General features: G+C 44.4%; 11 protein-coding genes. 2 read left to right on the top strand and 9 right to left on the bottom strand.

The features are described from left to right. Positions 1–26: 26 nt before the first annotated feature. The 4 genes from OCV56_RS05720 to OCV56_RS05705 all read right to left on the bottom strand — a co-directional run bounded on the left by OCV56_RS05720 (position 27) and on the right by OCV56_RS05705 (position 5,093). On the bottom strand, positions 27–980 hold the full coding sequence (locus tag OCV56_RS05720) for a class I SAM-dependent methyltransferase (protein ID WP_086713039.1): 954 nt from the start codon (positions 978–980) through the stop codon (positions 27–29). 8 nt (positions 981–988) lie between these two features. Then, entirely contained in the window at positions 989–1,687 is a 699-nt protein-coding gene (locus OCV56_RS05715; RefSeq protein ID WP_086713038.1) for a TIGR01621 family pseudouridine synthase, read from the bottom strand. A gap of 164 nt (positions 1,688–1,851) precedes the next feature. Then, the gene (locus OCV56_RS05710) at positions 1,852–3,468 is read right to left on the bottom strand and encodes a methyl-accepting chemotaxis protein (RefSeq protein ID WP_086713037.1); all 1,617 of its coding nucleotides are present in this window, start codon (positions 3,466–3,468) and stop codon (positions 1,852–1,854) included. Positions 3,469–3,659: 191 nt separating this feature from the next. Continuing rightward, positions 3,660–5,093, bottom strand: a complete 1,434-nt coding sequence (locus OCV56_RS05705; RefSeq protein WP_012604350.1) for a sodium-dependent transporter — start codon at positions 5,091–5,093, stop codon at positions 3,660–3,662. A gap of 367 nt (positions 5,094–5,460) precedes the next feature. On the opposite strand from OCV56_RS05705, the gene cls reads away from it, so the two are divergent. Together cls and OCV56_RS05695 are read left to right on the top strand one after the other, a co-directional pair. After that, positions 5,461–6,915, top strand: coding sequence for a cardiolipin synthase (gene cls, locus OCV56_RS05700; RefSeq protein WP_086713036.1), 1,455 nt, complete (start codon positions 5,461–5,463; stop codon positions 6,913–6,915). A 181-nt stretch (positions 6,916–7,096) separates the two neighbouring features. Next, a complete protein-coding gene (locus OCV56_RS05695) occupies positions 7,097–8,281 on the top strand; it encodes a cystathionine beta-lyase (protein ID WP_086713035.1) in 1,185 nt (394 codons plus the stop codon). A gap of 84 nt (positions 8,282–8,365) precedes the next feature. Here the strand turns inward: OCV56_RS05695 and OCV56_RS05690 are convergent, their stop codons facing one another. The 5 genes from OCV56_RS05690 to OCV56_RS05670 form a co-directional block, all read right to left on the bottom strand. Continuing rightward, positions 8,366–8,836 (bottom strand): hypothetical protein, encoded by a 471-nt coding sequence (locus OCV56_RS05690; RefSeq protein WP_086713034.1) that lies wholly within the window; start codon positions 8,834–8,836, stop codon positions 8,366–8,368. Then, a complete protein-coding gene (locus OCV56_RS05685) occupies positions 8,827–9,765 on the bottom strand; it encodes a winged helix-turn-helix domain-containing protein (RefSeq protein WP_086713033.1) in 939 nt (312 codons plus the stop codon). The genes OCV56_RS05690 and OCV56_RS05685 overlap by 10 nt, the downstream gene beginning before the upstream one ends. Positions 9,766–9,874: 109 nt before the next feature. Then, positions 9,875–10,441 (bottom strand): DNA-3-methyladenine glycosylase I, encoded by a 567-nt coding sequence (locus OCV56_RS05680; RefSeq protein ID WP_086713032.1) that lies wholly within the window; start codon positions 10,439–10,441, stop codon positions 9,875–9,877. A gap of 76 nt (positions 10,442–10,517) precedes the next feature. Next, positions 10,518–13,628, bottom strand: a complete 3,111-nt coding sequence (locus OCV56_RS05675) for an efflux RND transporter permease subunit (protein WP_086713031.1) — start codon at positions 13,626–13,628, stop codon at positions 10,518–10,520. Continuing rightward, positions 13,621–14,706 carry an efflux RND transporter periplasmic adaptor subunit gene (locus tag OCV56_RS05670; protein WP_086713030.1) on the bottom strand — a complete coding sequence of 362 codons (1,086 nt, stop codon included), beginning with the start codon at positions 14,704–14,706 and terminating at the stop codon, positions 13,621–13,623. Before OCV56_RS05670 ends, OCV56_RS05675 begins: the two co-directional genes overlap by 8 nt. Between the last annotated feature and the right edge of the window lies 1 nt (position 14,707).

Here is a 14,707-nt window from a genome sequence, read left to right as displayed (position 1 = left end):
TTTTCTTTTCTAATGCTGACGTTCAATTAAGCGTCAGCAGGCGTTTTAATTCTAAATCTCAGTACTTTGAGGCTTGAATCAAGGTCAACATCGACAAACTCAGGCGGGTTGTCTAAGCGTTCAATAAACTCAACGTTTGGCGCTTCTTCTGCCATCGTCTCAATAAGGAAGTTAGGAGAAACCGCTGGTGAGTTCACACACGCGATCACTTCACCACCTTCAGTTAGAAGCTCAGGTAATCGACGTAAGATCTTTTTGTAATCTTTAGTTAAAGCAAAGCTGCCTTTTTGGAACGAAGGCGGATCAATGATAACTAGCTCGTAAGGGCCGCCTTTCTTGATTTTCCCCCACGACTTAAAAATGTCGTAACCAAGGAAGTTAACCGAGCGCATGTCGTGATCATTCAAACGGTGATTATCACGGCCTTTGTTTAGCGATCCGCGTGACATGTCTACGTTCATGCACTGGCGAGCACCACCAGCGATAGCTGCGACAGAGAAGCCACAAGTGTATGCGAACAAGTTAAGAACATTCTTACCCTTGGCATTATCTTGTACCCACTGACGACCGTTACGCATGTCTAGGAACAACCCGAAGTTTTGGTTACGGCCAATGTCTAGTTGGTACTTAAGCCCGTGTTCAACCACGACTGGAGAGTCGTTTAGCTCGCCCCACAGCACTTCTGAAGGCGCACCATCGGCATAACGGTGTTGCAGAACAATACTTGTTCCCTGCTTTGCTTGCCAGATGTCTTTATTGGTCAAATCAACCAATCCAGCTTTAAGAGATGACAAGAACTCATCGTCTACTTCTTTGAATACATTCACCAGTAGCTGCCCATCAACCCAATCACATGTCAGTTGCTCTAGACCTGGCCAAAACTTACCACGACCGTGAAAGATACGACGTAGTTCATTCGGTACTTCATTCAATTGCTGTTCAATATGACTAAAAAACAGAGGTAAAGCTGATGCTTCCATTATTTCACTCACTTAGTGTTTAGCTTTGGCCAAGTTAATGACCAAGGTTCAAGCCAACTGTCCAAACCGTTAGATACGGTTTCTTGATGCCACTTCTCTCCTAAAGAGTCTAAGCTCCTTGGGTCGCAGACATATTCGTAGGCTTGTGATTGATAGGTAAATCGAATCGCGAAGGCATGCAGATAACCTCTGTCAGCCTCACTCGATGGATTATAAATTGGGTCACCAACAATAGCTGAGCCGATCGACTTCATCGCGACACGGATCTGGTGAGTTCGCCCAGTATAGGGTTTACATAAAAGTAGACGCTCGCCGGGTTCAGCTGTTGCTGATAAAAACTGGGTAATCGCTGGGTTTTCTTTGCTAGTCAATAATTTCCAGCTAGAGCGTCGTGAACGCTCCATATCACCTGAGATCAATCCCTGCTTTTTCTTTGGCTTCTTAGAGCCAATCGCAAGGTAGAACTTCTCTACTTCACGCTTTGCAAATAGCTGTGAAAGCTCACTTGCCGCCGACGAATTTTTTGCTAGCAGCAGAATACCTGAGGTCATTTTATCGAGGCGATGAACGAGATACAGCTTAGGCTCATTGATTGCCTTAGCCACTTCTTGAAGCAGCATAGTATCGCCATCGTCTTTGTGGACGCTGACACCAGGGTGCTTATTGATGAGTAAAAAATCAGAGTGGTTCAGAAGAATATCGAACATGTAAAGGCTAGCTCCATTGTAGAACGTGGAGTATACCGTGTCTGAACCCAGATTCCAGCTACGAAAAAGCCCAACTCACTCAATTAACATTGAATCATTGGGCTTCTCTTTATTTGTCCACTTTCGGTAATCGTTTTTAGTTCCGATTGAATACGGACTAAGCACTAAGCAAGTTTGAACTTACTAACCAGTGCTTCTAGCTCAGCAACCTTAGCATTCAAACCTGAAGTGTTTTCAGAGCTGCGCGTTGCCAGTTGTAAAGATTGCTCAGAGATATCGCTGATCGCGGTAATGTCTGCAGCAATTTCTTTGGTCACAGCGGTCTGCTCTTCTGCTGCGGTAGCAATTGAGTTAACCATACTTTGTACATTGCCTGCGCCGCTTACAATCGCTTCTAGAGCAGAAACCGCACCTGAGCTTTGCTCAACACCGATCTCAACCAAGCGACAGTTATCTTGGGTGTAAGTCACCGCTTCTTGAGTACCCGACTGAATAGATTGAATGATGCCAGACACTTCTTGTGTCGCTTTGGTCGTTCTCTCTGCGAGCGCACGTACTTCATCGGCAACCACCGCGAAACCACGGCCAAACTCGCCCGCACGAGCTGCTTCAATTGCAGCGTTGAGAGCTAACAGGTTAGTTTGCTCAGCAATGTCTTCGATGACTTTGATAACGCTACCAATCTGCTCACCGTGAGAGCCCAAAGTATTCATTTGCAGTGACATATCACTCATTTGAGTCGATACTTGCTGAATACTCGCCACCATTTCAACGATCACATTACGACCATCTTCTGCAGAGGTTTCAGAGCGGCGTGCTTCTTCGTAGGTAGAGGTGCCTTGTTGTGCCACTTCAGAAATGGTCAAGCTTAGCTCTTCTGCAGCTGTTGCAATAAGGTTCGCTTTATCGGCCTGAGCAGAAGCGCCTGTTACGATGTCCTCACTTATTGAAGATAGCTCGCCAGTTACTGATTGAACTTGGTGAGTCACAGAAGAGATTGAACCCAATAAGTCTACCAACGATTTCTGCATCTGGTTAATCGACTTAGCCAGCTCAGCTAACTCATCACCAGAATCATCAATAATGTCGCCCGCAGTTAGGTCACCATTTGCTACACGTCGTGCGACCTGTTCAACACGAGTCAAACGATTGGTAATAGAACTAGATAATACATACGCAATCACACAACCAAAGACAATCGCAATAGCAGACAACACCATGATGGTGCGTTCGATGGTGGTAAACGCATCGGTTAATATAAGTAGTGACTGTTCTGTATCTGCACGTTCACTAGCAGAGGCTTGATCCAGTAAGTTCTCAATTGGGATGAGATTGCTCTCATACAAAGAACGTAGCTGTTGAATGTTGGCTAGTAGCTCAGATTCATCACTGATTTTAGGCACAAGATTCGATTCAAACTCTTGAGTGAAACGGCCCATCAGGTCTTCAATTCGCTGAATACGGCGATGATCTTCCGTGCCTCTACTCTCTAAACGCTTTGCCTCTTCAATGGCTTGAGCAAACTCGTTTTTATTGGTTCGATAATCGTTCAGCGCGTTATCAACTTGAATAATCGCACCCAAAGCATCTCGATAAACATCCCCAGCTTCATCTATCAGAACAAGATAGGTAACAGTACCCGGAACATCGTCCATTCTTATCTCATCAGCACTTTTATGAGCACCAATAACCTCTATCCACACAATACCGACCAGCGTGACGAGCACCGCCAATATAGAACCAAAACCGGCATACAGTTTCTTTCTCACCGATAATTTCATACAACACCTACCTAAATAAAATACGGCTTAGAAAAGCTTTAACATTCAATATATCGGCTAGCAAACGGATAACTTGAGTGAATAGGAGATATTTATTTTCCATCAATAATTAAGTGTCCGGCATAAAAAAACGGGAGCCATTGGCTCCCGCTTTGTAACTTACTTTAACTTGCGCTTGCGGCTTCTTAGAATTATAGCTTCTTAGAGATAAGCGCAGAGCCAGCAATAATACCAATACCTAGTAGCATGATTGCACCTTTACCGCTGTCGAAGCCAGAAGAGATACCCATGAACGCTACGATAGCGATAGCTACTGGGATGATGTACTTAACTAGCGTGTACCATAGACCGAATAGTGGGAAAGATACTTCACCGTCGTTAGTGATTTCTTTCTCTAGGTCTGCACGGTTTAGTCTCCAACCAGCGAAGATACATACCAACATACCGCCAACGGCTAGGAAGATCTTATCAGTTAGTAAGTCGAAGATATCGAATGCGCCAGTACCGAACAATGTAGGACCGAATCCACCAAGTGATAGAGAAGCGAAGATACATAGAATCGCCATTACTACACTTGCAGACAGTACTGCTGTCACACGCTTCATGCCTTTCTCATCGATTAGGTAAGAAACCACAACTTCAAGTAGAGATACTGAAGAAGTCAGTGCCGCAACACTTAAACCAACGAAGAACATTAGAGCAAATAGAAGACCAACTACGCCGCCCATTTCAGCGAATAGCTGAGGAACAACAACGAATACTAGACCAGGACCAGCTGCTGGCTCCATGCCGAATGCGAACATTGCAGGGAACATTGCAACACCAGCTAGGATAGCAACACCAGTATCCATTGCCGTAACCATAGCCGTAGTTTGAACTAGGTTCTCTTTCTTCTTAAGGTAAGAACCGTATGTCAACATACAACCCATACCAAGACTTAGTGAGAAGAATGCTTGACCTAGTGCTGCTAGGATTACACCGCTATCTACTTTAGAGAAGTCAGGGCTGAATAAGAACTCAAGACCAGCCATCGCGCCCGGAAGCATAAGGCCTTTGATTGATACCACGATAAGGATGATGAAAAGAAGTGGCATCAGGATCTTACCCGCTTTCTCGATACCGCCAGAGATACCCTTCATAACGATAACAACGTTAAGCAATAGGTATAGGCCCATCCACATAAGTGGTTGAACTGGGTTTGAGATAAAGCCACCGAAGCTGTCACCGATTGCTTCAGGTGCATCTAGCAGACCACCAGCAATCTTACCGATGTATGCGATAGACCAACCACCTACTACAGGGTAGAAACCCATGATAAGTAGACCACTGACTACGCCGATAACACCAGCGAACGTCCAACGACGATCCGTTGATTTAAATGCACCTACTGCCGATTTTTGCGTATGACGGCCAATCGCAAATTCAGTCAGCATCACACTGAAACCGATGAAGATTACAAAAAACAGATAAATTGCAACGAATGCACCGCCGCCACTTTCACCTGCTGTGTAAGGGAATTTCCAAATGTTACCTAGACCAACAGCAGAACCTGCTGCAGCCATTACGAATCCTAACTTCGAACCCCAGGTATCGCGGGGTGTTGTGGTTGTATTACTAGTAGCCACGTGTACTCCAAACTTTTGTGTTATGTGATGTTGTGTTTTGCTTTGGGTGGCGTCTTTAAAAGATAAGGTGTACAAAAAGATTTACACACCTAAAAGATTTGATTGACGCTCGTTATATGGCAAGTAAACCAGTTTAAGAATAAAATTGGAAGCCCGAACCGTACATATTTCGTTACCAATGTAAATTTTTATGGTTAAATGCCGCCTTTTCATACAAAACAATCGTTTTCGTCTTAAGTTAACCAAAACTTAACAACTATAACCTGTTTACAGCTTTAGCTCTAATTTGTAAATAGTTGATTCCTTAAATTCCCATATCCGTAAAATAGCATTACTATCTAAGTGTCTCTTTTTTCGAGTATTCAATGTGGAAAAGCTCTACCATTTTTTAACTTTAGCCTCTGTCGCTTTGTACTGGGTACTTGTAGCCGGTGTTACTTTCCGTGTCGTACTAAAACGACGCTCAGTGAGCGTTTCTCTCGCGTGGTTGATGGTTATCTACATTATCCCAATTGTGGGGGTAGCTTGTTACTTCCTTTTTGGAGAGCTAAACCTTGGTAGAAAGAGGGCTGAGCGTGCACATCGCATGTTTACTCCGTTTGGTGACTGGTTCCGCCAATTAAATGATTGCCAACTTCACCTTCCTGGCAAAGTCGGCTCCCCGATCCACAAGATCGATGAGCTTTGTAACAATCGGATGGGTATCCCTGCACTCAGTGGAAACACGCTTTCACTGCAAGCTTCTCCCAATGAGATCTTACACGCAATTATCGAAGATATAGAAAACGCCCAGACCAGTATCAAGATGGTTTTCTATATTTGGCACCCTGGAGGCTTAACCGATTCGGTTGCTTCCGCACTTATTCGAGCGGCGAAACGTGGTGTAGATGTTAAAGTCTTGCTGGATTCTGCAGGTAGCCCACGCTTTTTTAAAAGCCACTGGCGTTCAATGATGAAAGATGCCGGTGTGCAAGTTGTGCAAGCCTTAGAGGTTAGCCCTTGGCGTATTTTCTTACGACGCCTAGACCTAAGGCAACACCGTAAGATCATCGTCATTGATGAAAGCATCGCCTATACCGGTTCAATGAATATGGTTGATCCTGCTCACTTCAAGCAGAGTTCAGGTGTTGGTCAGTGGATTGACGTAATGGTTCGCGTAACGGGTCCAACCGTAAATGTGCTGTCGGCCATTCATGGTTGGGATTGGGAAGTGGAAACCGGTGAACGAATCCTTCCTGATTTACCAGAATGTCCGGTTGAAGAGGTAATCACGCATCATCCTGTTCAAGTAGTACCATCAGGCCCCGGCATGCCAGAATATTTGATCCTACAAGTTCTGACCATTGCGATTAATCAGGCAAACCATTCTGTTCGCATCACAACCCCCTACTTTGTACCGAGTGCCGATTTATTAGAGACTCTGAAAATGACGGCGCAACGTGGTGTAAACGTAGAACTGATCATTCCACATAACAACGATTCATTGATGGTGAAGTGGGCTTCGCGCGCTTTCTATACGGAGTTGCTTGAAGCCGGCGTTAAGATTTATGAGTTTTACGGCGGGCTTCTTCACACCAAATCAGTAGTGATTGATGAAGAGTTTTGCTTAATTGGAACGGTCAATATCGACATGCGTAGCTTATGGCTTAACTTCGAAGTGACGCTAGCCGTTGACGATGTACACTTCACTCAACAGCTATCTGAACTTCAACAATCTTACATCGAGTCATCGCACCCAGTAGAATTGGAACAGTGGGAACAGAGAAACCTGCGCAACCGCTTCTTTGAAAGGTTGTTCTATCTGTTCAACCCACTTCTTTAATCCAATCAATGGGGCTACGCGACTCATCTGTCGCAGCCTATCTAATTTTAACCTTTCACGATAAACGACGTGAAAGGTTAAAAAGAGAAAGAAATGCATAAAAACTCCCGCTTCACTCTTGCTTTGAAGGCTATTGGCATGTTTTAAATAGGACATAACCGATTGATAAGGAATTCACAGCATGTCCGAGAACAAAACCACTAAACTGATCACTGCAGGCCGTGATAAGAAGTGGACCAATGGTGTCGTTAACCCACCAGTACAGCGCGCTTCAACTGTTGTATTCAACTCTGTAGAAGAAAAACGCAAAGCTACGATTAATCGCGCTAACAAAACGCTTTTTTACGGACGTCGTGGAACCAACACTCATTTCGCTTTCCAAGATGCCATGGTTGAAGTGGAGGGCGGCGCAGGTTGCGCGCTATACCCTTGTGGTACGGCAGCAATTTCTAATGCCATCCTCTCTTTTGTAGAAACAGGTGACCATATTCTGATGGTCGATACCTGTTACGAACCGACGCGTGACTTCTGTGACACTATCATGAAAAAGATGGGAGTCGAGACAACTTACTACGAGCCAACAATTGGTGAAGGCATCCAAGAGCTTATCAAACCAAATACCAAGGTTCTGTTTACCGAATCTCCGGGTTCAGTAACGATGGAAGTTCAAGATGTTCCGACTCTGGCTCGCATTGCTCACGAACATGACATCATCGTTATGCTTGATAATACTTGGGCGGCAGGTGTGAACTTCTCACCGTTTGATTTCGGTGTTGATATCTCTATTCAAGCTGCGACAAAATACATCGTTGGTCACTCTGATGTGATGCTAGGGACTGCGGTAGCCAACGAGAAATGTTGGGACCAACTGAGAGAACAGAGCTACCTGATGGGGCAATGTGTTTCTCCAGATGACGCTTACCTCGGCCTACGCGGCATTCGTACTCTTGATGTTCGCCTACGCCAACACGCAGAAAGCAGCTTAAAAGTCGCAAAATGGTTAGAGACTCGTGCTGAGGTTGACCACGTTCGTCACCCTGCACTTGAATCTTGCCCTGGTCATGAGTTCTTTAAACGAGATTTTACCGGTGGTAATGGTTTGTTCTCTTTCGTGCTGAAAAACTCAAATACAAAAGCGACGACGGCACTGCTTGATGGTATGACTCACTTTAGTATGGGTTACTCATGGGGTGGCTTTGAGAGCTTAATTCTAGCAAACGAGCCGAGCAGCTTTGATAGCCTAAGAACAGTAGCGAACCCTAACTTCAAAGGTACCTTGATTCGTGTTCATATCGGCTTAGAAGACGTTGATGATTTGATTGCAGACCTCGAGGCTGGATTGGAACGCTACAACGCTTTGATTTAAGCTGACACATTTGACTCAATATACAATAAGGCAGGGTACTCCTGCCTTTTAATTTTAGCGTATTAGACGCATGGCTTTAAAAAGCTACTGAACGTTAAAGCACGCCCAGTTGAATATTTCAGATCGTTGTTCATTGAACATATACAAAGACTTGTCCTTCACTGCAAACGCGTAGTCAATCGTCACCCCTTTATACTCACTGTAATCCAGATTAATAATAGGATCATGGAAAGGCGTTGCGGTTCTCACATCAAGAATACTCATCGACAGTCTGTTTCCATCAAGCCCATAGTAGCCGGAATAAAGGTTTTCCATCGTACTCTCATTACCATCCTGCTCGGTAATCGTCACAAACTCTCTAATACTAAAGGTATGATCAGACTGAAAAGTAAGGCTTATGCGCTCATACAGTGCTTGATAAGGTTGGAATGCCTGAGATAAGAAATCAGTTTTAATTGTTTTACAGTGCCATCGAGTGCCTGCCAATACGTTTTGCTCTAACAAGAAGCTCGCAGCGGCGATTGCAAAAAGAATGAGTAAGCCAATTAGTCGCAAAAGTAACTCCTCTTTTCCATGTACTGAGCAAACGAGTCAAAAGACGACACGATATTGAAAATAGAAGCGCTATAGTTCAAAGCTTCCCCACTCTTCTTTTGAACCAACATATATAACGCATCATTTTCCGGTAGGTCTACAGACGGATAGATACGCACAAAAACATTAACGTTGCAGTGACTGGGTATCACAGCGGTAAGCTTTTGAGTGATCGCAGGCAACGAATAAGATTCATTGTGCGCAATATGGAAAAAGTAGTGATTGGTATTGTCTGTGTAACTGTCTCGATACTCGGCTTTATCAATAAAATAAGGCAAAGGCGTATAATAGGTTTGGAAAAGGTTGAACGCCGTTACAAGGACACAAATCAAAGCGACTAAATAGCCCGCTTTAACTAGTTGCGTATTATTTTTTGAATTTGAAGGATCTGGTACAACTGTGTTCTGTTCTTGGTTGGAAGACGTTTTAGAATCGGAATCAATTGCCGTTGTCGTATTAACATCTGTAGAGGTTTCAGTGACAGAAAACACCTCTTGAGAGGCGGACGAAGAGTTTGATTCAAATCCCCCCGTAGCTAAAGGAGAAGATACAACTCCAGTTTTGCTAGGCTTTATCGACTCATTGATTTCAAGTAAATAACCCGTTTTACTGACTGTACGAATAGTCGCACAACCACAAGTAACTCGTGACAGCGTTTTTCTAATCTTAGATATCACGTTAGTGAGCGCTTGCTCTGAGACAATCACATCGCCCCAGCACCTATCAAATATCAGGCCTCGCTCAATGCACTCACCAGTATTTTCAAGTAAGAATAGAAACACCTTACCTTCTATCGGCGCGATAGTTTCTACGTGGCCATCTTCACGCACAAACTGCCTAAGCAAGGGATCATAACGAGCATCACAAATTTGGTAGCTTTGTTGTTTCACTATCGTCTTCTAGGTTTGAATTCGGTCGCATATGATATTGAATAGTTTATAAATGACCAGTGAATTTTCCTATATTAGAGCAATTATTTTTCGACGATAAATAACACTTTTATTTGTGTGGACAACCTACGATATGGTCATTAACCATACCTGTTGCTTGCATGAACGCGTAACAGATTGTTTCCCCTACAAACTTAAAGCCTCTCTTCTTCAAAAACTTGCTCATCGCTTTAGATTGCTCGGTAGAAGCGGGAACTTGAGACATCTCAGTCCATTGATTCACAATCACCTTGTTGTCGACAAACTGCCATAAAGCATTTGAAAGAGAGCCGAACTCTTCCTGTAGTTCAAGTGTCGCTCGAGCATTGTTGTATACTGACGCAATTTTGCCCTTGTGCTTAACCACATCGAAGTTATCAATGATGTGTGGCACGTTGTCTTCATTGAGTGCGGCTAACTTATCGATGTCATAGTTATCAAATGCCGCGCGATAGCCTTCGCGCTTTTTAAGAATCGTAATCCAGCTTAGACCCGCCTGAGCGCCTTCTAAAGTAATGAACTCAAACAGAACTCGGTCATCATAAACAGGCACGCCCCACTCTGCGTCGTGGTACTCCCTTTCAAGTTCGTGTTTCAGTGCCCATGCGCAGGTTCTATCCGATGTATTTACTTCCATTTTGTGTTCTCTTCTATCAATCGGTATATAAAAATAATGCCCCATTCAGGGGCATTATTTCAAAGGTTAATTAGCGTTAAGCTACTTCAATTTTATGGAATAGACGATATAGCACAGGTACCACGATTAACGTCAGTACAGTAGCAAAGCCCAAACCGAACATGATGGTTACTGCCATTGGTTTGAAGAAGATATCGGGTAGCAGAGGGATCATACCTAGAATCGTGGTGATCGCCGCCATACATACCGGACGAACACGGCTCAACGCTGCATCGACAACTGCGACATAAGGATCTTTACCTGATTTCATTTCAATCTCAATTTGATCAAGCAGGACGATACCATTTTTGAGTAGCATGCCCGATAAGCTCAAGAAGCCCAACAAGGCCATAAAACCGAAGGGAGTATTTAAGGCTAACAAGCCGGTCGTCACCCCAATCAACGCCAATGGAACCGTTAACCAAACAATCAGAGGCTCTTTCACCGAATTAAACAAGAATACAGTGATCAAGAACATGAACAAGTAGCCAAGAGGCATGGTTGTGAATAGTGATGCCTGCGCATCCGCAGACGACTCATACTCACCACCCCACTCAAGAGAATAACCAGGTGGCATCTCTATCGCTTCAATTTGTGGCTGTAGACGCTTCTGTAGCGTAGAAGCAGTTTCTTCGCCCAGTAGATCTGGATCCGCCATTACTGTCAGCATGCGCTTACGGTTCTTACGAATGATCAGTGGATCTTCCCATTCCAACTCGTAGCCTAAAGTCACTTGTTGCAGCGGGATGTATTCACTTAACGCAGGGCTCCAGATCTTCATACCTTCGATGTTACGAATATCGACACGCTCATCTTCAGGCAAACGAGCCACAATCGGCATCAGCGTTGTACCATCACGGTATACACCAATTGATTTACCAGAGAAAGACATCGCTAGGAAATCATCGACATCAGACTTGGTGATACCGTAACGACGCGCTTGGCTTTCGTTGAACTGAGGCTCTAAAACCTTAGTTCTTTCACGCCAGTCGTGACGAACGTTAAATGCACCACTATCGGCACGCATTACATCCATCACTTGTGCTGCGATTGAACGTAACACCGTTGGATCTGAACCCACAATACGAGCTTCAATCTTCGCACCGCCACCAGGACCTAATTCAATCTGTTTTAGCTTATAGTCGATCTCTGGGAATTGTCCATTTACATGTTCACGGAAACGCTTCATCAACCCTTCAAGCACTTCGTAACTCTTAACGCGAACCGTTATCTCGCCGTAAGCGCTATAACTTTTCTCTGGTGCGTAAGTCAACATGAAACGCTGTAAGCCTTTACCTGCGGTCGTTGTGATGTGTTCAACTTCGTCCTGTTCTGCTAACCAACTTTCAAGCACTTTCAGCTTAGTGTTGGTTGCTCGAATATCGGTCCCTTCCGGCATCCAAACATCAACTTGGAACATCGGTGTTGTCGATGACGGGAAGAAAGCTTGTTTAACGAAGCCAAAACCGTACACACTCGCACCTAAACCAATAATCAAGACAAACATGGTGAGCCAAGCACGCTTCATACAGAACTCAAGGAAGTTTTTGTAGATAACAAAAGCCATCCCGTTGTATGGGTCTTTACCTTCGCTATCTGGGTCAACCTTCTGACCCTTAAAGAACATGTCAGCAAAGAACGGCGTGAGCGAGATGGCAGTAAACCAACTCAGCATCAAGGAGATAAGTAGAACCGTGAACAAGGTGCCACAGTATTCGCCAGTTGAGTCTTCAGATAAACCAATTGGAGCAAATGCGGTTACTGCAATAACGGTAGCACCAAGCAAAGGCCATTTGGTTTGAGTTACGATATCGGTAGCGGCCTGCATCCGGGTTCGCCCCTTCTGCGTGCCGATCAATATCCCTTCCACCACCACAATGGCGTTATCCACCAGCATCCCCAAGGCGATAACCAATGCACCTAATGAAATACGCTGGAGGTCAATCTTGAAGTACTGCATGAAAATGAATGTACCGAAAACGGTCAACAATAGTATCAAACCGATCAACAGACCTGACCGTAGACCCATGAAGAACAGTAGAACCACGATTACGATCGCAACCGCCTGACCTAAACTCACCACAAATCCACTTACCGATTTGTCGACTTCTTTTGGCTGGTTATAAACCTCAGAGATGTCGATACCGACGGGTTGTTGATATTTTAGTTCGGCCAGTCTTCGGTCAAAAGCTTCACCAACCGCTACCACGTTCACGCCTTGTGCAAAAGAGACACCAAGGTTAAGTGCGAGCTTGCCGTTATAACCTATGATATTGCTTGGCACCTCAACGTAACCGCGAGTTACATCAGCGACATCTTTTAGGTAAATAAGGCCTTGAGCACCGCCTTCTGTCAGAATCAAATCACCCAGCTGTTCAACATTCTGGAACTCGCCCGTAGGATGGATTCGAATGTATTCATCGCCAATTCTCACCGCGCCAGCACTTGATACAATGTTTTGAGTCGATAAAAGGTTAAATACCGTGTTTGGAGACAGACCGAGAGAGCTTATCCGTTTCATCGATATTTCAATAAACACTTGCTCTTGCTGTTGGCCGGATACCGAGACTTTACTGACCCCATCAACCAGCTCTAACTCTCGCCTTAGGTAATCGATGTAATCCAGCAGCTCTTTATAGCTGTAACCATCGCCCGTCACCGCCAGCAAAATACCGTAAACGTCACCGAAATCATCGATGACTTGAGGATCATTGACCCCTGGTGGAAGTTCAACCTTAAGATCATTCACTTTTCGGCGAAGTTCATCCCAGATTTGCGGAAGATCATCTGGACCGTAGTTATTCTTCATCGTTACCGTTACCTGAGACAGGCCACGGCTAGAGATCGAGTTCACTTCGTCGACATAGGTCAGTTGTTGAATCGCTTTCTCTAGTGGGTAGGTCACTTCCTCTTCCACCTGCTGAGGTGTTGCCCCGGGGTATGAAGTCACTACCATTGCATCTTTGATGGTAAAGGCAGGATCTTCTAAACGCCCCAAACCGAAGAATGCAGAAACACCACCGATAAGAAAGATCAGAGATAACATCCAGCTAATGACTTTGTTGCGTATAAAGTAAGCAGCAACACCTGTGATCTGATCATCACCCTGTTGATCGTCATTTTGGGGCTTGTTATTTACTTCACTCATTATTCGTCTCCTGAGACAATACTTCCACTGTCATCCCATCTCGCAATCGCGATACGCCTGCAACAACGACATGCTGCCCCATTTCTAATCCTTTCATGATCTGCAATGTTTTCTGATTTGCTTTTCCTAATACGACTTGCTGTTTCGAGACGGTATTATCGTCATTAAGTACCCATACATAAGAGTTCTTACGCGTTAAATCATCACCATCAGCATTAAACACCGCTTCAATTGGGATTAGCACTCCGGCTTTTAGATCTAAACCGATATCTCGGCCATGTGAGGTAACATCGACAGCCATTCCATCTAGAATCAGGTCATCTTTTGGCATAGGTAGTGCCAAGGTCACAGTAAATGTTCCTGTACTCGGATCAGGCTCTGTCGTGAACTCTTTAATTCCTGCAGGGTATTCATTACCACTAGGAACCCGTACCAACGCAGTCACATTTTCTAGGATTGTTTCACTTGGTTGATTGACGTAAATTTGGTCAGGAAGCTGAATAATGACTTCAACATCTTCAACACTGTGAATGTTCACAATTTGCTGACCTACTTGAATGTTCTCAAATTGATCGACACTCACTCGAGAAATAATCCCATCAACAGGCGCTTTCAGTATCGTGAAAGACAAGCGTAATTTCGCCAGTTCTAACTCCGCGTATGCGATCTGACGTTGAGCGGCAATTTCATCAAACTGTGATTTCGCGAGTAAACCCTTTTTCACCAAAGGTCTAGAACGGTTATATTGGCTGTTAATTACCGTGTATCTAGCTTGGGCATTATCTACATCTAGTTGATAATCGGTTGGATCAAGCTCAGCTATAATGTCTCCAGCTTCAACTCGCTCGCCTTCTTTGACATCGAGCCTAAATATCTCACCAGCCACACGAAAACTCAGGTGGGCTTTTTCCGCCGCATTGGCAACGGCAGGGAAATACAACTTGTCATTAAAATCTAAAACCGAAATCTCTATCGCTCTGACCAGTGGAGTGTTATCGACTTCTACTTCCTGCTTGTCACTACAAGCGGTCAACAAAGCTAAACATGACAATCCTGTCGCTAATTTAAATGCACTCATG

Origin of the sequence: Vibrio gigantis (assembly GCF_024347515.1) — a bacterium.
Classification (GTDB): domain Bacteria; phylum Pseudomonadota; class Gammaproteobacteria; order Enterobacterales; family Vibrionaceae; genus Vibrio; species Vibrio gigantis.
This window is presented reverse-complemented; position numbering and strand designations above follow the sequence as displayed.

Coding starts and splice junctions, on each gene's coding strand:
- OCV56_RS05695 (WP_086713035.1), top strand. CDS start 7,097: ATGTCCGAGAACAAAACCACTAAACTGATCACTGCAGGCCGTGATAAG.
- OCV56_RS05675 (WP_086713031.1), bottom strand. CDS start 13,628: ATGAGTGAAGTAAATAACAAGCCCCAAAATGACGATCAACAGGGTGAT.
- OCV56_RS05715 (WP_086713038.1), bottom strand. CDS start 1,687: ATGTTCGATATTCTTCTGAACCACTCTGATTTTTTACTCATCAATAAG.
- OCV56_RS05720 (WP_086713039.1), bottom strand. CDS start 980: ATGGAAGCATCAGCTTTACCTCTGTTTTTTAGTCATATTGAACAGCAA.
- OCV56_RS05680 (WP_086713032.1), bottom strand. CDS start 10,441: ATGGAAGTAAATACATCGGATAGAACCTGCGCATGGGCACTGAAACAC.
- OCV56_RS05670 (WP_086713030.1), bottom strand. CDS start 14,706: ATGAGTGCATTTAAATTAGCGACAGGATTGTCATGTTTAGCTTTGTTG.
- OCV56_RS05710 (WP_086713037.1), bottom strand. CDS start 3,468: ATGAAATTATCGGTGAGAAAGAAACTGTATGCCGGTTTTGGTTCTATA.